The sequence below is a fragment of the Falsiroseomonas sp. HW251 genome (assembly GCF_050563545.1).
Lineage (GTDB): Bacteria > Pseudomonadota > Alphaproteobacteria > Acetobacterales > Acetobacteraceae > Falsiroseomonas.
Genome location: NZ_JBNXUM010000003.1, coordinates 51,945 through 70,062, shown reverse-complemented (window position 1 = coordinate 70,062; position 18,118 = coordinate 51,945). Strand labels below are relative to the sequence as shown.

The window sequence follows — 18,118 nt, the reverse complement described above, 5'->3', positions numbered from 1 at the left end:
GCAGCAGATCGCGCCCGATCGCCTCTGCCGAGCCTGGCGCCGGCGCGGCGCACCCTGGAGCGTGCGATCACCCGCCATCGCGAGAAGCCGTTAACCCTACGTTCAGATCCACCTAAGAAAAAATACTTGAACAGAAACAGAACAAGGAATATAAGCCATGTCGCGGCGGCGCCCTCGCCCCCCCGCCATGTCCTGCGGGCCATGTTCCCCCCGGAAGGAGATTCCGCCCATGCCGACCATCACCCCCCCGCTCTCCGCCGCCGACGTCGCGGATCACGGCCGCGTCCGCCTCGGCGCCGGGCTGCGCGCCGCGGCCAAGCCGCTGCCGGCTGCGATCGCCGATGCGGGCAAGGTGCGCCTCGGCGCCGGCCTGAAGGGCGCGCCGAAGCCGCTGCCGGCCGCGATCGCCGATGCGGGCAAGGTGCGCCTCGGCGCCGGACTGCGCCGCTGACCGGCAGGGCGGAGGGGGTGAGCCCTCCGCCCCGACCACCCCTGTCCGAAACCGCCAGATCGCGGGACCCAGCGATGGACCGGCCGACTTCCCCCGTCGTCACCTTCTACCGCATGATCGACCAGGCGCCGGCGCCCGAACGCGCCGACCGCTCGGCGCTCGGCAGCCTGCCGACGCGGGCCTATCGCTACTGCGACGCCGTCAGCACGGCGTCCGGCTTCGGCTGGCACGTCCGGCCGCCGCTCGATTTCGATCTGCATTGGGACGGCAGCCAGGCCTGGTGGACCTGCGAGGGGCTTGCCGACTGGATGCCGCTCGGTGCGGCGCAGTTCCCGCATTTCCGCGCCCGCTTCGACGCCGCAGCGCCGGAGGCTGCGCGGGAGCACTCCCCGCCGTTCCTGACCGCCATCCAGGAACCCGGCGTCGTCCAGGTCTGGACGGGGCTGGCTGCGCGCACGACTCCGGGCTGGAGCCTGCTGGTCCGCCCGCTCGCCAACCTGCCGCGTCATCCCGGCTTCGAGCCCTATGAGGGCGTGGTGGAGGCCGACCATTGGTTCGGCCCGCTCTTCACCAACCTTCGCCTCACCCGCACCGATCGTCCCGTGCAGTTCCGCGGCGACGAGCCCTTCCTGCAGGTCCAGCCCATCCCGCAGGCCGCCTATGCCGATGCCGTGCTGAACGGGGCCGGGTTTGTCGAGGAGCTCGAATCATGGGCGCCGGATGACTGGTACGACTTCCAGCGCGACGTCGTCGCCCCGAACCAGGACCCCGCACATCGGCAGGGGCGCTACGCCGCCGAGGCACGGCGACGGCGTCGGCAGGGTCCGTCCCCTGCGGTTGCAGGGGACGGACGCACCGTGCCGGAGCCGTCGGTGTCAGCCGCCGCGCGCGCCTGCCCGTACCGGGGCGCGTCGGCCGCGGCCTAGGGGCCCGCTATGCCGCGCTGCCCTTCCGGCCCTTGGTCGCGTCGTTCGCCGCCGCGCCGCGCAGCGCCGCAGGGTTGACCTGCTGCTCGGCGACCTGGGTCAGCAACTCGTCCGTGTCCTTCTCTTCCTGCAGCGTCTGGGCGAGCAGGTCGGCCGCTTCCCGCATCCCGGCCGCCTTGGCCATGGTAACGAGGGAGCCGTAGGCAGCGATCTCGTAATGCTCGACCTTCTGCGCGGCGACGATCAGCGCGGCGTCGCGCACCGGGCCCTCATCGTGCTCATCCACGATCTCCTCGCCCTCGGCGATCAGGCCTTCCATCGCCTCGCAATCCTCGCCTTCGGGATCCACGCCGAGCATCTCGGCGACCTTCTCCAGCCGCTCGACCTGGCGCTGGGTCATGGCCAGGTGCTCCTGGAAGGCCTGCTTGAGCTGCGGGGTTGCGGCTGCTTCCGCCATCTCCGGCAGCGCCTCGAGAAGCTGGGTTTCGGCGCTGTAGGTGTCCTGCAGCAGCTCGCCCAGCAGCGACTTGAAGTCTTCGGCCATGGGGGTGTCCCTCCGATCGGTGGCAGTGGAAACCGGCGCCCTTGGCCCGGCATCCCCGACGGAACGGCGGGCCGGGGGGGAGGGTTCCGGCACCGCGGCCCTCGACGCAGCGCTACGCGCGCGCTAGGGGAGACGACTTTTCCCCCGCGAGACCAACGGCATAACCGCCCATGACCAGCAGCAACGACATCCGCGCGACCTTCCTGGACTACTTCCGGCGCAACGGCCATGAAGTCGTCGAGAGCTCGCCGCTGGTTCCGCGCAACGATCCCACGCTGATGTTCGCGAATTCCGGCATGGTGCAGTTCAAGAACGTCTTCACCGGCCAGGAACGCCGCCCCTATGTGCGCGCGACCACAGCGCAGAAATGCGTTCGTGCCGGCGGCAAGCACAACGACCTCGACAACGTCGGCTACACCGCGCGCCACCACACCTTCTTCGAGATGCTGGGGAATTTCAGCTTCGGCGACTACTTCAAGGAACAGGCCATCCACTATGCGTGGGAGCTGGTGACCAGGGATTTCGGACTGGCGAAGGACAAGCTGCTCGTCACCGTCTATTCCGAGGACGACGACGCCGCGGCCTACTGGAAGAAGATCGCGGGGCTGCCGGAAAGCCGGATCATCCGCATCCCGACCTCCGACAATTTCTGGCGCATGGGCGACACCGGCCCCTGCGGCCCGTGCTCCGAGATCTTCTACGACCACGGCGACACGATCCCCGGCGGGCCCCCCGGCAGCGACGACGCCGATGGCGACCGCTTCGTCGAGATCTGGAACCTGGTCTTCATGCAGTACGAGGAAGGGCCGCCCGGCACGCGCGTGCCGCTGCCCAAGCCCTCGATCGACACCGGCATGGGGCTGGAACGCTTCGCCGCCATCCTGCAGGGCAAGCACGACAACTACGACACCGACACGCTGCGCGCGCTGATCCTGGCGTCCGCCGAGGCCACGGGCCAGGACCCCGACGGGCCCTTCCGGGCCAGCCATCGCGTCGTCGCCGACCACCTGCGCGCGTCCTCCTTCCTGGTCGCCGATGGCGTGCTGCCCTCGAACGAGGGCCGCGGCTACGTGCTGCGCCGCATCATGCGCCGCGCAATGCGCCACGCGCACCTCATGGGCACGCAGGACGCGTTGCTGCATCGGCTGGTACCGACGCTGATCCGCCAGATGGGCACCGCCTATCCCGAGCTGATCCGCGCCGAGGCGCTGATCACCGAAACCCTGAAGCTGGAGGAAGGCCGCTTCCGCAGCCTGCTCGCCCGCGGGCTGGGCCTTTTGTCCGAAGAGACGGCGAAGCTCGGCGACAAGGGCGTGCTGCCCGGCGAGGTCGCCTTCCGCCTCTATGACACCTATGGCTTCCCGCTCGACCTCACGCAGGACGCGCTGCGCGGCGAGGGCAAGTCCGTGGACACCGCAGGCTTCGACGCCGCGATGGCCGAGCAGAAGAAGCGCGCCCGCGCCGCCTGGGCCGGATCGGGCGAGGCCGCGACGGAGACGCTCTGGTTCGACCTCAAGGAGAAGGTCGGGGCGAGCGAGTTCCTGGGCTACAACACCGAGACCGCCGAGGGCGAGATCCTGGCCATCGTGCATGACGGCAAGCTCGTGGACAGCGCGCCCGTCGGCGCCGAGGTCGCGGTGGTGCTGAACCAGACACCCTTCTACGCCGAGAGCGGCGGCCAGGTCGGCGACACCGGGCTGATCTCGGCCGGCGAAGCCGCGCGCATCATCGTGCGCGACACGCAGAAGAAGCTCGTGGACCTCTTCGTGCATTATGGCGTGGTCGCGCATGGCGAGGCGAAGGTCGGGCTCGCGGTGCAGGCCGAGGTGGACCACACCCGCCGCGGCGCAATCCGCGCGCATCACAGCGCGACCCACCTGCTGCATGAGGCGCTCCGCCGGCGGCTCGGCACGCATGTCTCCCAGAAGGGCTCGCTGAACGCGCCGGACCGGCTGCGCTTCGACGTCTCCCACCACGCGCCGATGACCGACGAGGACCTCGCCTGGGTCGAGACGGAGGTGAACGCCCGCGTGCGCGAGAATGCCGAGGTCACGACCCGGCTGATGACGCCTGAGCAGGCAGTCGCGGCCGGCGCCATGGCCCTCTTCGGCGAGAAGTATGGCGAGGAGGTCCGCGTCGTCGGCATGGCGCACGACCCCAACGCGACCGAGAAGCACGGCGTCTATTCGCTGGAGCTCTGCGGCGGCACCCATGTGCGGCGCACCGGCGACATCGGGCTCTTCCGCATCGTGAGCGAGGGCGCGGTCAGCGCCGGCGTCCGCCGCGTCGAGGCCGTGACCGGCGAGGCCGCGCTGAAGGTGATCGAGGAGCGCGACCGCCAGCTGAACGAGGCCGCGGCCGCGCTGAAGGTCCGCCCGCAGGAACTCGCCGAGCGCATCGCCGCGCTGGTCGAGGAGCGCCGCAAGCTGGAACGCGACGTCGCGGACCTGCGGAAGAAGCTTGCGACCGGCGGCGCGGCGGCCGAGGTCGAGACGATCGGCGGGTTGCGCGTCGCGCTGCGCGACGTGGGCGAAGTGCCGGCGCGCGACCTGAAAGGCCTGGCCGAGGCGATCCTGAAGGGCGGCACGGCGGATGTCGCCGTGCTGGTGAGCACCGAAGGCGGCAAGGCCAGCATCGTCGCGGGCCTGGCCGAAGCTGCGAAGGGCAGGGCGGATGCCGTTGCGCTGGTGCGTGCGGCGGCCGCCGCGGTCGGCGGCAAGGGCGGCGGGGGCCGCCCGGAGATGGCGCAGGCCGGCGGGCCCGACGCCGCGAAGTCCGCGGAGGCGCTCGCCGCGGTGCGCGAGACGCTGGCGCATGGTGTCGCCGCCTAGGCTTCTTGCCGCGGTGATCGGCGCCGTGCTGCTCGGCAGCGCGGTGCCGGCCGCGGCGGCGGAGATCACGTTGCGCGCGACGCGGCCCGGCCGGCCGCCGGTGGTGCTGCGCGCCGAGCCCGCTGACGCGACCTGGCGCATCCGGGTTCTCGATGCCAATGGCCGCGCCGTGCAGCGCATCGAGGCCGGCGATCCCGACCAGGGCCGGCCTGGCCTGCGCGATGCCGATGGCGACGGTGCACAGGATCTCTGGGTGCCGTCGATGGTCGGCAACGCCAACACCGAATACGAGCTCTGGCGCATGGATCCCGCGACGGGCCGCTTCGTGCCGGCCGGCACGATCAGCGGCTTCCAGTTCCGCCGCGACGGCGCCTGGCTCGTGGCCATGGCGCGCAACGGCTGCTGCGAGACGACCTACGCCTTCCACCGCTTCAGCATCGCCGGGACTCTGGTGCCCGCCTTCAGCATCGGGCTGCGCTACGCCGAGGACGGGAAGGTGGAGTCCTGCGAGGCCGCGGCGGAAGCCGACCAGCCCGACCAGGCCGCGCGGCGGCGCTGGTGCGCGGTGCGGCCGGACGGGGCGCTGCCGGGGCGGGGGTTGTGAGACGCGAGCGGAAGGCACGCCGCCCCCACCCCATCCCTCCCCTCCCCCGCTTGCGGGTGAAGGTCAGGGTGGGCGCAGCACTCCACTGCTCACCATGGCGGCGCCTTCTCCGTCACCGACACATGCGCGGAGATCACCTTCCAGCCGACATCGGGGAACCGCACCCAGGTCTGGGTCTGCCGTCCGGGCATGTCGCGCCCGCGCATGTCGTATTCCAGGTTCACCGTCGCGATGTCGCGGCCGAGCGTGGTGATCACCAGCCGCCGGCGCTTCAGCTTCGTCCCCGGTCCCGGCGGGCGGCGGACGCGGTGCGCGTGGATCTCGTCGAAGCCGTAGCCGTTCTCGTGGACGGCGTAGCGGATGGTGTGCGGCGAGTTCCAGAAGGTCGCGTCGAGCACCTCGACGTCCTTGTCGATCAGCGCCTGCTCGTAGCGTTCGAAAAGGGCGCGGACCTCCTCCACGACCTCGGGGATGTTGACCTCCATCACGCGTCCTCCAGCGCCAGCGCGGTGCGTACGAGCAACGCATCCGCGCCCCGCGCGGCGATCAGCGACAGGCCGACGGGGCGGCCTTCCGCCAGCGCGCCGGGGATGTTCACCTGTGGATGCCCCGCCAACCCGCCGACGGCGCAGAGGCCGAGGATCGCGTCGCGGATCGGCGTCAGCGCCGGGACCGGAAGCCCGGCCTTCGGCGCGGGGAAGGGCGTGGACGGCATGGCCAGCACCGTGCCCGACGGCAGCAGCCAGCGCATCCGCCCGCGCGCTTCCTGCCGCACCATCGCGGCCCAGCCGCGCTCCGCCTCCGGCGTCATCGCCGCCATCACCAGCCCCCGCGCGACGGAGAAGGCAAAGCGCGGGTTGTCGCGCTCGACCCAGGCCTTGAAGGTGTCCCAGGCCTCTACGGGCTGCAGCGTACGCTGGGCGCGAGCCCAGGCGGTCAGGCCGGGCGGGGCCAGCAGGTCCTCGCGATGATCAGGGACCAGGCGCGTCAGCTTCCCCAGCAGTGGCTGCAGCGCCGCGGCGGTGGAGGGCTCGGCGAAGCCGAAGGCGTCGGTGGCGATGACCAGCTTCGTGGGCAGGGCAGGGCCGATCGCCTCGCTCAGCAGCACGTCCGACACGCGCGCGAATGTCCCGGCGTCGCGCGCGAACCAGCCCGTCGTGTCGCTGCTCGGCGCCTGCGGCATCATGCCCGTCAGGTCGAGCCGCCCATGCGTCGGCCGGATGCCGTAGAGCCCGCAGAAGCTCGCGGGCACGCGGACAGAGCCCCCGGTGTCGGTGCCGAGCGCGGTGTCGCAGAGCCCCGCTGCGACGGCGCTGGCGCTGCCCGAGGACGACCCGCCCGGCACGTGCCCTGGTGCCGCGGGGTTCTCGGGCGTGCCGTCGAAGGCGTTCTCGCCGAGGATGCCGAGCGAGACCTCGTCCGTGATCGTCTTGCCGACCAGCGTCGCCCCGGCATTGAGCAGCGTCTGCACCGCCCAGGCATGGCGCTCGGGGATCGGGTTCTGCCTGGCCCAGTCGGGATTGCCGCCGCCGGTCGGATATCCCGCGACGTCGAACAGGTCCTTGGCGGCGAAGGTCAGGCCCGAGAGCGGGCCGCCGGACCGGCCTTCGACGCGGATTGCTGGGCCGGGGACGAAGGGGGACATCGCATCTCCTGTCGCGTGCTGGGCCACTATCGCCGTGCAAGGCGCCGACCACTAGAAGGCGCCGAGGAGGATCCCATGCCCCGCGCCCGCGACCTCGGCTTCGCCCCCGGCATCCTGGCACCGGGTCCGCTCAACGCCATCACCGATGTCGCTGGGGTTCGCGTCGGCCAGGTCACGGTGACAGAAGGCGAGGCGACGCGCACCGGCATCACCGCCATCCTGCCGCACGGGGGAAATCCCTTCGCGGATCGCGTGCCGGCGGCGGTCTTCGCGATGAACGGCTTCGGCAAGATGGCAGGCGTCACGCAGGTGCAGGAGCTCGGCGAGATCGAGACGCCAGTGCTGCTGACCAACACGCTCGCCGTCGGCCGCGCCGTTGAGGCGCTGGTGGACTGGACGCTGGCACTGCCGGGCAACGAGGCCGTGCGCAGCGTCAACGCGGTGGTGGGCGAGACCAACGATGGCCGCCTCAACGACATCCGTGCCCGCGGCGTGACCGCGGATCACCTGCGCGCCGCGCTGGCGGCCGCCACGACCGGCCTGGTCGAGGAAGGCAGCGTCGGCGCCGGCACCGGCACCATGGCCTTCGGCTGGAAGGGCGGGATCGGGACGTCGTCCCGCCTGCTGCCGCCGGCGCTCGGCGGTTGGACCGTGGGTGCGCTGGTGCAGGCGAACTATGGCGGCGCGCTGGTGATGGATGGCCTGCCCGTGGGGAAGCTGCTCGGCAGGTACTTCCTGGCCGAGCAAGTGGCGCGGCAGGCCGACGCCGACGGCTCCGTCGTGGTCGTCGTCGCGACCGACGCGCCGCTGTCGGACCGCAACCTCCAGCGCCTGGCGCGCCGCGCCATGGCGGGGATCGCGCGCACCGGTGCCGCGTTCTCCGACGGCTCCGGCGACTACGCCATCGCCTTCGCGACGCATCCCGAGGTGCTGCGCACGCCGGAACGCCGCGCGACGGAGGCGCGCTATGCGGACTGGCCGAACGACCGGATGTCGCCGCTCTTCGTCGCGGCAATCGAGGCGACGGAGGAAGCCGTGCTCAACGCGCTGACGATGGCGACCACCGTCGAGAGCCGGCTCGGAGGCCGCCGCGTCACCGGCCGCGCCCTGCCGCTGGACCGCGTTGTCGCGCTGCGCGCAGCGACCGGGAATGCGTCGGCAGGCTAGACCCGTATGGGGCTGACTGTCGTCAGCCCGATACGGGTCCAGCTTTCCCTGGCCCGGCGATTCACGGCCTGGCGTACCCACCTTCGGTGAGCACACTCGGGCCGATCGCGGGCTAGCCCTTGATCCGCGCGCGCAGCGTCTGCTCCGGCAGGCCCATCACGAGCAGGAAGGCCGCGCTCATCACCACGCCGCTCAGCGTGAAGCAGCCCGTCAGCGCCGTGCGGTACGCGTCGCCGACCACGGCATGCTGCGCAGGCGTCAGAGCCGCGATCGCCTGCACGCCCTGCCGCGTGATCGCCCCGACGTCGAGCGTCGGCCCGATCGCGGCCGAGGCCGCGGCGAGACGCGACGTCATGATCGCCCCCGATGCCGCGACGCCCAGCGCGCCGCCGAGCGAGCGCAGGAAGGTCATCGCCCCCGTCGCCGCGCCGAGTTCCTTCTGCGACACCGCGTTCTGGACCGCGACCGTCAGGTTCGGCATGCCCATCCCCATGCCCATGCCGAGCAGCCCCATCGCGACCAGGAACCAGGCCGGCGCCGCGCCGGACCAGGCGAGCAGCGCAAGCATCGCCAACGCCGCCGCCTCCAGCCCGATGCCGGCCAGGAGGAAGGGCTTGTTGCGCCCGAGCCTCGAGACGATGCGGCCGCCGACGACGGAGGTCGCGACCATTCCCACGACCTGCGGCAGCAGCATCGCGCCGGCAAGCGCCGGGCTCATGGCGAAGACCAGCTGGAAATAGAGCGGGATGAAGACGGTCGAGCCCAGCATCGCGAAGACCATCATCCCGCCCACCGTCACGCCGCGCGCGAAGACGGCGTTGCGGAACAGGCGCAGCCGGATCAGCGGGTCGGGCGCCTGTGCTTCGCGCAGAAGGAACAGCGCGAGCAGCAGGCCGACGAGTGCGAGCATGGCCGCGGCCTGCCAGGACACCCAGGGGAACTCGATCCCCGCCCAGGCCAGCAGCAGCAGCAGCGCGGCCGTCATGCCGGCCAAGAGCACGGCGCCGGCGATGTCGATGCGGCGGACCCGCACCTCGGTCGGCGTGCGCAGCCCCATCGCGATCAGCACCAGTGCAAGAAGCCCGAGCGGCAGGTTGACGTAGAACACCCAGCGCCAGGAGAGCGCCGAGGTGATCACGCCGCCGAGGAGCGGCCCCGCGACGGACGCCACCGCGAAGACCCCGGTGAAGAGCCCCTGGTAGCGCGGCCGGTCGCGCGGCGCGACGACATCGCCGATCGCCGCCTGCGCCAGCACGAGCAGGCCACCGGCGCCCAGGCCCTGCAGCGCACGGAACGTGATGAGCTGGCCCATGGACTGCGCCAGACCCGACAGCAGCGAGCCCGACAGGAACAGCGAGATCGCCAGGAAGAACAGGCGGCGACGCCCATACAGATCCGACAGCTTGCCGTAGAGCGGCGAGGTCACCGTCGCCGTCAGCATGAATGCTGTCACCACCCAGGAGATATGCGCCATCCCCCCGAGGTCGCCGACCATGCGCGGCAGCGCGGTGTTGACGATGTTCTGGTCGAGCGCGGCCAGCGCCATCGTCAGCAGCGCGCCGCCTAGCGCCAGCCACAACTCGCGCCGCGGCCGTGTCGTGGGCAGCGCTGCGGCGGCTTCCTGCGGCATGGGAATCGATATGGGGGCGGTCTGGCCGTCGGCCATCAGGCGTCGTCCTGCTGTCTGTCGCGCCGCCAACGCACCAGCGCCCCGAGGGACGCCAGCTCAGGTGCGGACGGCGTCGTGTACCGCGGAGCGGAACTCGCGGCGGTGAAGCACGCGGACCACGAAAAGGCTGGCCGCGATCAGCGCAAGCGGGTGGAGGATCCAGGCCAGCGCGGCCAGGCCGAAGTAGTAGCTGCGCAGCCCCGTGTTGAAGTGCCGCGCGGCACGGTTCAGGACCGCGGCCGCGGCCTCCACCTGCCGCGCGCCCTTCTCGCCCTCGGCGGGTGGCGGGAAGCCGCCGATCAGGATCGAGCCGTAATTGAACTGGCGCAGCGCCCAGGTGAGCTCGAAGAAGGTGTTGACGAAGATCAGCAGCAGCAGCGCGATCTTCAGCTCCCACGCCGCCTCGCCCGGCACCTCGGACCACGGGAGCGCCGCGACCACGCGGCGGCCGAGATCCGACGCGCTCAGCATCGCGACCAGGCCGCCCAGGATGAAGATGCTGGTCGTCGCCAGGAAGCTCGTGGAGTTCATGAGGTTGCCGATCGCCGACATGTCGGCGATGCGGTTCTCGCGGGAGAGCGTCGCCCACATCCAGCGGCGCCGGTGCTCATCCATCGCGGTGATCACGCTGCGCGCGCGGATCGAGGGGATGCGGTCCACGGCGGTCGCATAGCCGAGCCAGCACGCCGCGAAGACCGCGAGCGCGAGCAGGTCGAGCAGGCTGAACGGCATGGTCAGCCCGTCTCGTCGGGCTGGCAGGCCACGGCCTCGAGCGATTCCCGTGCGTTGCGGTCGGCACCGGCAAAGCGGCCGGCGGCACGGTCCCAGCGATAGGGCAGGGTGACCTGGCGGCAGCGTCCGTAGCGCTCGCAGTAGGAGACGCGGAGACGGAGCTGCCCGTCCACGACGCGCAGCGCCGGCGTGCCGTCCTGAAGCTCGGCGAAGATGGACTGGCGGACGCTGCGGCCGCCCTGCGTCCAGCGCAGCTCGACCGCCGTCTCGCTGTGGTCGCCGCCGACGGGGCGCGTGCCGGCCCGCCACTGCACCGGGCCCGGCGGCAGGCCGCGCAGCGTGCCCTGATGCAGCAGCGCGCCGGCCATGTCCCAGTCGAAGCAATCGGCCCGGGCCGCGGTCGCGGTCAGCGCGAGGAGCGCCGCCGCAGCACGAAGGCCCGGGCCGGTCATCGCGAGGCCGCCGCTCAGGCCAGCTTCATCTTCTTCTTCAGGTTCTCGTCGAGCTTGTTCAGGAAGGCCTGGGTGTTGAGCCAGGGCTGGTCCTTGCTGATCAGGATCGCGAGGTCCTTGGTCATGTCGCCGCTCTCGACCGTCTCGATGCAGACGGCTTCCAGGGCATCCGCGAACTCCACGACATCAGGGGTGTTGTCGAACTTGCCGCGATAGGCGAGCCCCCGCGTCCAGGCGAAGATGGAGGCGATGGGGTTCGTGCTCGTCTCCTGGCCCTTCTGGTGCTGGCGGTAGTGGCGGGTCACCGTGCCATGCGCGGCCTCGGATTCCACCGTCGAGCCATCCGGGGACAGCAGCACGGAGGTCATCAGGCCAAGCGAGCCGAAGCCCTGCGCCACGATGTCGGACTGCACGTCGCCGTCGTAGTTCTTGCAGGCCCAGATGTAGCCGCCTTCCCACTTCAGCGCGGAGGCCACCATGTCGTCGATCAGCCGGTCCTCATAGGTGAGGCCGGCGGCCTTGTACCTGTCGGCGAACTCGGCGTCGAAGATCGCCTTGAAGATGTCCTTGAAGTTGCCGTCATACGCCTTGAGGATCGTGTTCTTGTGGCTGAAATAGACGGAGTAGTTGCGCTGCAGGCCGTAGTTGAAGCTGGCGCGCGCGAAGCCCTCGATCGAGCTGTTGAGGTTGTGCTGCATCATCGCCGCACCGGGGCCCTTGAAGACGAACTCGCCGATCTCCTGCGCGGCGCCGCCTTCGGGCGTATAGGTCATCTTCACCGTGCCGGCGCCCGGCACCTTCATCTCCACCGCCCGGTAGATGTCGCCATAGGCGTGGCGGCCGACCACGATCGGCTTCGACCAGTGCGGCACCAGGCGCGGGACGTTCTTGCAGATGATGGGCTCGCGGAAGATCGTGCCGTCCAGGATGTTGCGGATCGTGCCGTTGGGCGACCGCCACATCTTCTTCAGGTTGAACTCCTTCACCCGCGCCTCGTCAGGCGTGATGGTCGCGCACTTCACGCCGACGCCGTACTTCTTGGTCGCGTTCGCCGCGTCCACCGTCACCTGGTCGTCGGTCTGGTCGCGGTACTCGACGCCGAGGTCGTAGTACTTCAGGTCGATGTCGAGGTAGGGGAGGATCAGCTTCTCCTTGATGAACCCCCAGATGATGCGGGTCATCTCGTCGCCGTCCATCTCCACGACGGGCGTCTTCACCTTGATCTTGGCCATGCCGATCCTCTTGGGTCCCAAGGCGGGACCTGCTGCCTTCCTCGCCGACGCCCACGGCGCCGCAACCCTTTGCGGGCGGCGGAACATGCCAACGGGGCCGCGGGCGGGCAAGTCCGCGGCTTGCCGCCGGGGATGCGCCCGGGCTAGGGCAGGGATGTGACTGCAACGACCCTGCCCATCAGGGAGGCCGTGGAGTGCCCGCATTGCGGGGAACCGACCGTCCCGAACCTGCTGTCGGACGGCAGCGTGGTCTGTTCCTGCGCGGCGGAGCGGTCGCTGGCGGTTGTGCCGCCGCCGCCCGGGCCCACATCCCGGGCCGGATGAGGAGATGCCCATGCTGATGCGCTGCGCCGGACGGATGATGGCGGCCCCCGTGATGGTGGGCGCGGGCCTGGCGGCGGTGGGGGCGGTCGCGGTGGCCGCGACGGCCGGCGCCGGGCTGATCGGCGCGGCCATGCTGGTCAAGCGCATGCGGGAGGAGCGGAAGGGCTGGCGCGAGGGCGCCTCCGACGCCGCCGCCGCGCCGGCGGACACGGGGGAGCCGCCGGCCGAGGCCTACTGATCCGGCAGGATCGCCGTCGCCTCGATTTCGACGCGGGCGTCGCGCTCGACCAGCGCGACGACCTGCACCAGCGCCATGGCGGGAAAGTGGCGACCCATGACGTCGCGATAGACGGGGCCAAGTTCCTTCAGGCTGGCGCGGTATTCCTCCATGTCGGTGACATACCAGGTCAGCCGCGCGATATGTTCCGGCCCGCCACCGGCTTCCTTCAAAACGGTCAGGATATTGAGCAGGGCCTGACGGACCTGCGCGACCAGGCCCTGGGGGAAGCGCCCCGCCTCGTCCCAGCCGATCATGCCGCCGACCAGCACGACGCGGCCACGGCCCATCATGCCGTTCGCGTAGCCGCGCGGCGCCGGCCAGCCCGGTGGCTGCAGGGCAGTCAGCGTCATGCCGCGGGCTCCTGCTGGGCCTGCTTACGAAGCGCGAAGCGCTGCAGCTTGCCGGTCTCGGTGCGCGGCAGCGTCTCCACGAAGACGATGCTGCGAGGATATTTGTAGGGCGCGATCTCGGCCTTCACGTGGTCCTGCAGCGCCTTGGCGAGGTCGGGACCCGCCGTGTGCCCGGGATGCAGCACGACATAGGCGCGGACCACCATGCCGCGATCCGCATCCGGCGCGCCGACCACGCCGCACTCCTTGACGGCGGGATGCGTCAGCAGCGCGACCTCGACCTCCGGCCCGGCGACGTTGTAGCCGGCGGTGATGATCATGTCGTCGTTGCGCGCCTGGTACCAGAAATAGCCGTCCTCGTCCTGGACATAGGTGTCGCCGGTGATGTTCCAGCCGTCCTGCACGTAGTTGGCCTGGCGCGGATCGGCGAGGTAGCGGCACCCCGTCGGCCCCTGAACCGCGAGACGCCCAAGGGTGCCGCGCGGCACCTCCTTCCCGTTCTCGTCCACAACCTTCGCGCGGTAGCCGGGGACCGGGATGCCGGTGGCGCCGGGGCGGATCTGATCCTCCCGCGCGGCGATGAAGATGTGCAGCATCTCCGTCGCGCCGATGCCGTCCATCAGCTTGAGGCCCGTCGCGGCCTGCCAGGCCTCGAAGACGGGCTTCGGCAGCGTCTCGCCGGCGCTGACGCATTTGCGCAGGGACGACAGGTCGTGCTGCTTCGCCAGGCCGGCGATGATCCGATAGGCCGTGGGCGCGGTGAAGGTCACCGTCGCCTTGTGCCTGGCGATCTCGGCCGGCAGTTCCTCCGGCGTCACTCGTTCCAGCAGCACGCCGGTGGCGCCGACGCGGAAGGGGAACAGCACCAGACCGCCGAGGCCGAAGGTGAAGGCCAGCGGCGGCGTGCCGAGGAAGACGTCGGTCGGCTCCGGCCGCAGCACCTGCATGGCATAGCCGTCGCAGATCGCCATCATGTCGCGATGAAAATGCATCGTCGCCTTGGGCTCGCCTGTAGAGCCGGAGGTGAAGCCGAAGAGGCAGACATCGTCGGCGGCGGTGTCGCAGGCCGTAAAGTTCGGCGAGGCCGCTTCGCATAGTGCCTCCAGCTGCCCGTCGCCCCAGGTAACGAGGTGCTTGAGGTCGGGCGCGTCCGTCTTCCGCAGTTCCTCTACCAGGCGAATGTCGCAGAAAGCGTGGCTGATCCGCGCCTTGCGGCACATCTGGCCGAGTTCCTTCGCGCGCAGCAGCGGCATGGTGGCGACTACGACACCGCCGGCCTTCAGCACGGCGAAGTAGCAGGCGACCATCCAGGCATTGTTCATGCTTCGCAGAAGGACGCGGTTGCCCGGCACGAAGCCGAGCTTCGTCGTCAGCACGTTGGCGATGCGGTTCACGCGCGCGGCAAGTTGGCCGTAGGTCAGCGTCTCGGCCGGCGTGACGATGGCGGGGTGGTCGCCGCGGCCGCGCTCGATGTTGCGTTCCAGCAGTTCCACCGCGCAGTTCAGCCGCGCGGGGTAGCGGTATTCCGGCCGGTCGAGCAGGAAATCCGGCCACTGCTCGCGCGGCGGCAGGTTGTCGCGCGCGAAGGTGTCGGCATGCGCACTGGGCGCGAGCTGCGCGGTCATCATCCCGTCCATCTCCCGTCTCCCTTGGTTCAGGCTGACGTGCGGCGTTCCTTCTCGGCGCGGGCGATCACCACGCGCTGGATCTCCGAGGCGCCTTCGTAGACGCGGAGCGCCCGGACCTCGCGATAGAGTTCCTCGGCCTTGTGGCCCTTCGTGACACCGAGGCCGCCATGGATCTGCACGGCGCGATCGGCCGCGCGCTGCGCGGTTTCGGTCGCATGCAGCTTCGCCATGGAGGCCTCACGCGTGATGCGGGGCGTGCCGGCGTCCTTCAGCCAGGCCGCGCGGTAGACGAGCAGCGCCGAGGCCTCGACCTCCGTCGCGCTGTCCGCGATGGCGGCCTGCGACATCTGCTGGTCGAAGAGCGTCGCGCCGAACAGCCGGCGGTTCGTGGCGCGATCGAGCGTAAGGTCCAGCGCCCGCCGCGCGAAGCCGAGCGCCGCGGCGCCGACTGTGGAGCGGAAGACGTCGAGCGTGCCCATCGCCACCTTGAAGCCATCGCCGAGCTTGCCGATCATCGCGTCCGCGGGGATGCGTGCCGCGTCGAAGGCCAGCGTCGCCAGCGGATGCGGCGCGGTAACCTCGATGCGGGATTCGATGCTGAAGCCGGGCGTGTCGGCATGCACCAGGAAGGCGGAGAGCCCCTTGGCACCCGGCGCCTCGCCGGTGCGGGCAAAGACGACATAGGTCGCGGCGATGCCACCATTGCTGATCCAGGTCTTGCGGCCGGTGAGCCGGTAATGGCCGTTGCCGTCCTTCTCCGCGACGGTCGCCAGCGCCGCGACGTCGCTGCCGGCGTCGGGCTCCGACAGCGCGAAGGCTGCGAGCGCCGTGCCCGCGCGCGCGGCAGGCAGCACGGCGTCACGCTGCGCAGGGGTGCCGAACAGCGCCACGGGCCCGGTGCCAAGGCCCTGCATCGCAAAGGCGAAATCCGCGAGGCCCGCATGGCGCGCCAGGATGTCGCGCGCCAGGCAGAGGCTGCGCACGTCGAGCCTGCCATCTTCGGGGCAGGGGACACGCAGTAGCCCCGCCTCGCCCATCGCGCGCACCAGGGCGATGGTGCTGCCGTCGGCGTCGTGCTCGTCGACCAGCGCTTCGGCATGAGCGGCCGCCCAGGCCTCAACCTCCGCCGCCCACGCCTTGTGGCGCGGTTCGAAGAAGGGCCAGTCGAGGAAGGTCCGGTCCGGCATCAGTCGCCCTTGAACACGGGTCGCTGCTTCGCGACGAAGGCGTCGTAGGCGCGGCGGAAATCGTTGGTGGTCATGCAGAGCGCCTGGGCCACGGCCTCGGCCTCGATCGCCTGGTCCATGGACATCGCCCACTCCATCTGCAGCATGCGCTTGGTCATGGCATGGCTGAAGGAGGGTCCCTCAGCGATCTCCTTCGCCATCGCCGCTGCAGCGGCGTGTAATTCCTCCGGCGCGTGCAGCCGGTTGAAGAAACCCCAGGCCAGCCCTTCCTCGCCGCCGAGGCTTCGGCCGAGATACAGAAGCTCGCTTGCCCGCCCTTGGCCGATGATGCGCGGCAGGATCGCGCAGGCGCCCATGTCGCAGCCCGCGAGCCCGACGCGGTTGAACAGGAACGCCACCTTCGCCCGCGCCGTGCCGAGCCGGATGTCGGAGGCCATCGCGATGATAGCGCCGGCACCGGCCGCGACGCCGTCCACCGCGGCCACAATTGGCTGCGGGCAGGCGCGCATCGCCTTGACCAGCTCGCCCGTCATGGAGGTGAACTGCATCAGCCCCTTGGTGTCGCGCTCTAGCAGCGGGCCGATGATCTCGTGCACGTCGCCGCCCGAGCAGAAATTGCCGCCCGAGCCCGTGACGACGAAGGCTTTCACGCCGTCGTCATGCGTCGCGGTGCGCAGGATCGCCGCCATCTCGGAGTAGCTGTCGAAGGTCAGCGGGTTCTTCCGCTCCGGCCGGTCAAGCGTCAGCGTCGCGACGGCGCCCGCGACCTCCAGCTTCAGGTGCTTCGCGCGGTAGGCGGCGAGCGGGCCGCTGATGGCGGTGATCATGCTTCCTCCGGCGAGAGCGCGGCGCGGACCGAGGCCTTGGCGCGGCCGAGCAGGCGGAAGAGGGTCGTGCTCTCCGTCTCCGCCAGGCCGTCCAGCAATTCGGCGATCCAGGATTCGTGGGCGGCAGATTGCCGCGCGAACTCCCGCCGGCCCTTCGGCGTCAGCCGCAGCAGCTGGACGCGCCGGTCGCCGGGCTGGGCGCGGCGTTCCACCAGGCCCTCGGCTTCCAGCCGCGCGGCCAAGCCCGTGACGTTGCCGTTGCTGACCATCATGCGGCGCGAGATCTCGCCCAGCGTCATCCCGTCCCTGGCGCGATCCAGCGCAGCCATCAGGTCGAAGCGGGGCAGGGTGGTGTCGAAGTCGCGGCGCAGGCGCGTGCGGATCTCGCCCTCGATCAGCGTCGTGCAGGTCAACAGGCGCAGCCACAGCCGCAGCTCGTCCTTGTGGCCGGGCGGGGCATGGGCCAGCGCGGTCTCGGCATCCACCGCGATCGGGGAGATGTCGTTCATGTCTCGCCCCCGTCCACGGCGATGGCCTGGCCGTTGATGGCCGATGCCCCCGGCACGCAGAGCATGAGCACGGCGGTCGCGACTTCGTCCGGTGTCACCAGGCGGCGCTGCGGGTTGTGCTTGGCGAGCTCGGCGCGCGCCTCGGCTTCGCTGCGGCCGGTCGTGGCGACGATGCGCGCGACGGACTCCGCGACGATGTCGGTGTCCGTGAATCCCGGGCAGACCGCGTTGACCGTGATGCCCCTGCTCGCGACTTCCTGCGCCAGGGCGCGGGTCAGGCCGAGCAGCGCGTGCTTGGCCGCGACATAGGCCGTGACATAGGCGTAGCCCTTCAGCGCCGCGGTGGAGGCGATGTGCACCACGCGCCCGAAGCCTGCATCGAGCATCCCGGGCAGCACGGCGCGCGTGACCGCGACGGCGCCCATCACGTTCACGCGCCACATCCGCTCGAACAGCGCATCGTCGGATTTCAGGAAAGGCGCGCTTTCCGCGGCACCCGCGGCGTTCACCAGGATCGCGAAGGTGGGCAGGGCAGGGGGCGCGGTCACGTCGCCTTGGACGAAGGCTGCGGCATGGCCGCGTTCCACGACCGCCCGCAACGGCCCCTCGCGCCGCCCCATCACGGTCACGCGCGCGCCCGCTTCGGTCAGCGCCGCCGCGCAGGCCGCGCCGATGCCGGTGCCGCCGCCCGTGACGAGAGCCTCGATCCCGGAAAGCGTTGGCCGCATGGACCCTCCGATGCTTGAAGCCTAAAACATCG

The 18,118-nt window shown here is 70.8% G+C and carries 19 protein-coding genes; 6 read left to right on the top strand and 13 right to left on the bottom strand.

Going from position 1 to position 18,118, the window contains the following annotated elements; genetic code table 11:
* Window positions 1-229 precede the first annotated feature (229 nt).
* Together ACLF3M_RS03935 and ACLF3M_RS03930 are read left to right on the top strand one after the other, a co-directional pair.
* Complete coding sequence (locus ACLF3M_RS03935; protein WP_430655545.1) at window positions 230-451, top strand: hypothetical protein; 222 nt, start codon at window positions 230-232, stop codon at window positions 449-451.
* 74 nt (window positions 452-525) lie between these two features.
* On the top strand, window positions 526-1,377 hold the full coding sequence (locus ACLF3M_RS03930; protein WP_430655544.1) for a DUF6065 family protein: 852 nt from the start codon (window positions 526-528) through the stop codon (window positions 1,375-1,377).
* Between the two features lie 7 nt (window positions 1,378-1,384).
* On the opposite strand, the gene ACLF3M_RS03925 is transcribed toward ACLF3M_RS03930, so the two are convergent.
* Complete coding sequence (locus ACLF3M_RS03925) at window positions 1,385-1,921, bottom strand: ferritin-like domain-containing protein (RefSeq protein WP_430655543.1); 537 nt, start codon at window positions 1,919-1,921, stop codon at window positions 1,385-1,387.
* 170 nt (window positions 1,922-2,091) lie between these two features.
* Here ACLF3M_RS03925 and alaS point away from each other — a divergent pair, with 170 nt between their 5' ends.
* Both alaS and ACLF3M_RS03915 read left to right on the top strand, forming a co-directional pair.
* Complete coding sequence (gene alaS / locus ACLF3M_RS03920; protein ID WP_430655542.1) at window positions 2,092-4,752, top strand: alanine--tRNA ligase; 2,661 nt, start codon at window positions 2,092-2,094, stop codon at window positions 4,750-4,752.
* Window positions 4,736-5,356, top strand: a complete 621-nt coding sequence (locus ACLF3M_RS03915) for a hypothetical protein (protein WP_430655541.1) — start codon at window positions 4,736-4,738, stop codon at window positions 5,354-5,356. The genes alaS and ACLF3M_RS03915 overlap by 17 nt, the downstream gene beginning before the upstream one ends.
* An 89-nt stretch (window positions 5,357-5,445) precedes the next feature.
* Here the strand turns inward: ACLF3M_RS03915 and hpxZ are convergent, their stop codons facing one another.
* Both hpxZ and ACLF3M_RS03905 read right to left on the bottom strand, forming a co-directional pair.
* Entirely contained in the window at window positions 5,446-5,841 is a 396-nt protein-coding gene (gene hpxZ / locus ACLF3M_RS03910; protein ID WP_430655540.1) for an oxalurate catabolism protein HpxZ, read from the bottom strand.
* On the bottom strand, window positions 5,841-7,001 hold the full coding sequence (locus tag ACLF3M_RS03905) for an amidase (protein WP_430655539.1): 1,161 nt from the start codon (window positions 6,999-7,001) through the stop codon (window positions 5,841-5,843). Before ACLF3M_RS03905 ends, hpxZ begins: the two co-directional genes overlap by 1 nt.
* Before the next feature lie 75 nt (window positions 7,002-7,076).
* Here ACLF3M_RS03905 and ACLF3M_RS03900 point away from each other — a divergent pair, with 75 nt between their 5' ends.
* The gene (locus tag ACLF3M_RS03900) at window positions 7,077-8,168 is read left to right on the top strand and encodes a P1 family peptidase (protein ID WP_430655538.1); all 1,092 of its coding nucleotides are present in this window, start codon (window positions 7,077-7,079) and stop codon (window positions 8,166-8,168) included.
* A gap of 112 nt (window positions 8,169-8,280) precedes the next feature.
* Here ACLF3M_RS03900 and ACLF3M_RS03895 read toward each other — a convergent pair whose 3' ends face one another.
* The 4 genes from ACLF3M_RS03895 to ACLF3M_RS03880 are packed head-to-tail and all read right to left on the bottom strand — an operon-like array spanning window position 8,281 to window position 12,253.
* Window positions 8,281-9,834: a DHA2 family efflux MFS transporter permease subunit gene (locus ACLF3M_RS03895; protein ID WP_430655537.1), complete on the bottom strand. Its 1,554-nt coding sequence runs from the start codon at window positions 9,832-9,834 to the stop codon at window positions 8,281-8,283.
* Window positions 9,835-9,894: 60 nt separating this feature from the next.
* Window positions 9,895-10,569 (bottom strand): DUF599 domain-containing protein, encoded by a 675-nt coding sequence (locus ACLF3M_RS03890; protein ID WP_430655536.1) that lies wholly within the window; start codon window positions 10,567-10,569, stop codon window positions 9,895-9,897.
* Window positions 10,570-10,571: 2 nt separating this feature from the next.
* Complete coding sequence (locus ACLF3M_RS03885; protein ID WP_430655535.1) at window positions 10,572-11,021, bottom strand: hypothetical protein; 450 nt, start codon at window positions 11,019-11,021, stop codon at window positions 10,572-10,574.
* A 14-nt stretch (window positions 11,022-11,035) separates the two neighbouring features.
* On the bottom strand, window positions 11,036-12,253 hold the full coding sequence (locus ACLF3M_RS03880) for an NADP-dependent isocitrate dehydrogenase (RefSeq protein WP_430655534.1): 1,218 nt from the start codon (window positions 12,251-12,253) through the stop codon (window positions 11,036-11,038).
* A gap of 334 nt (window positions 12,254-12,587) precedes the next feature.
* Here ACLF3M_RS03880 and ACLF3M_RS03875 point away from each other — a divergent pair, with 334 nt between their 5' ends.
* A complete protein-coding gene (locus tag ACLF3M_RS03875) occupies window positions 12,588-12,815 on the top strand; it encodes a hypothetical protein (protein WP_430655533.1) in 228 nt (75 codons plus the stop codon).
* On the opposite strand, the gene ACLF3M_RS03870 is transcribed toward ACLF3M_RS03875, so the two are convergent.
* Genes ACLF3M_RS03870 through ACLF3M_RS03845 form a run of 6 tightly spaced genes read right to left on the bottom strand, consistent with a single transcriptional unit; the run spans window position 12,809 to window position 18,086 of the window.
* Window positions 12,809-13,207 (bottom strand): RidA family protein, encoded by a 399-nt coding sequence (locus ACLF3M_RS03870; RefSeq protein ID WP_430655532.1) that lies wholly within the window; start codon window positions 13,205-13,207, stop codon window positions 12,809-12,811. The genes ACLF3M_RS03875 and ACLF3M_RS03870 overlap by 7 nt on opposite strands.
* Window positions 13,204-14,844 carry a benzoate-CoA ligase family protein gene (locus ACLF3M_RS03865; protein ID WP_430655531.1) on the bottom strand — a complete coding sequence of 547 codons (1,641 nt, stop codon included), beginning with the start codon at window positions 14,842-14,844 and terminating at the stop codon, window positions 13,204-13,206. The genes ACLF3M_RS03870 and ACLF3M_RS03865 overlap by 4 nt, the downstream gene beginning before the upstream one ends.
* A 17-nt stretch (window positions 14,845-14,861) precedes the next feature.
* Entirely contained in the window at window positions 14,862-16,022 is a 1,161-nt protein-coding gene (locus ACLF3M_RS03860) for an acyl-CoA dehydrogenase family protein (protein ID WP_430655530.1), read from the bottom strand.
* A complete protein-coding gene (locus ACLF3M_RS03855; protein ID WP_430655529.1) occupies window positions 16,022-16,849 on the bottom strand; it encodes an enoyl-CoA hydratase family protein in 828 nt (275 codons plus the stop codon). The genes ACLF3M_RS03860 and ACLF3M_RS03855 overlap by 1 nt, the downstream gene beginning before the upstream one ends.
* Complete coding sequence (locus ACLF3M_RS03850) at window positions 16,846-17,358, bottom strand: MarR family winged helix-turn-helix transcriptional regulator (RefSeq protein ID WP_430655528.1); 513 nt, start codon at window positions 17,356-17,358, stop codon at window positions 16,846-16,848. Before ACLF3M_RS03850 ends, ACLF3M_RS03855 begins: the two co-directional genes overlap by 4 nt.
* A complete protein-coding gene (locus tag ACLF3M_RS03845; protein ID WP_430655527.1) occupies window positions 17,355-18,086 on the bottom strand; it encodes an SDR family NAD(P)-dependent oxidoreductase in 732 nt (243 codons plus the stop codon). The genes ACLF3M_RS03850 and ACLF3M_RS03845 overlap by 4 nt, the downstream gene beginning before the upstream one ends.
* Window positions 18,087-18,118 lie beyond the last annotated feature (32 nt).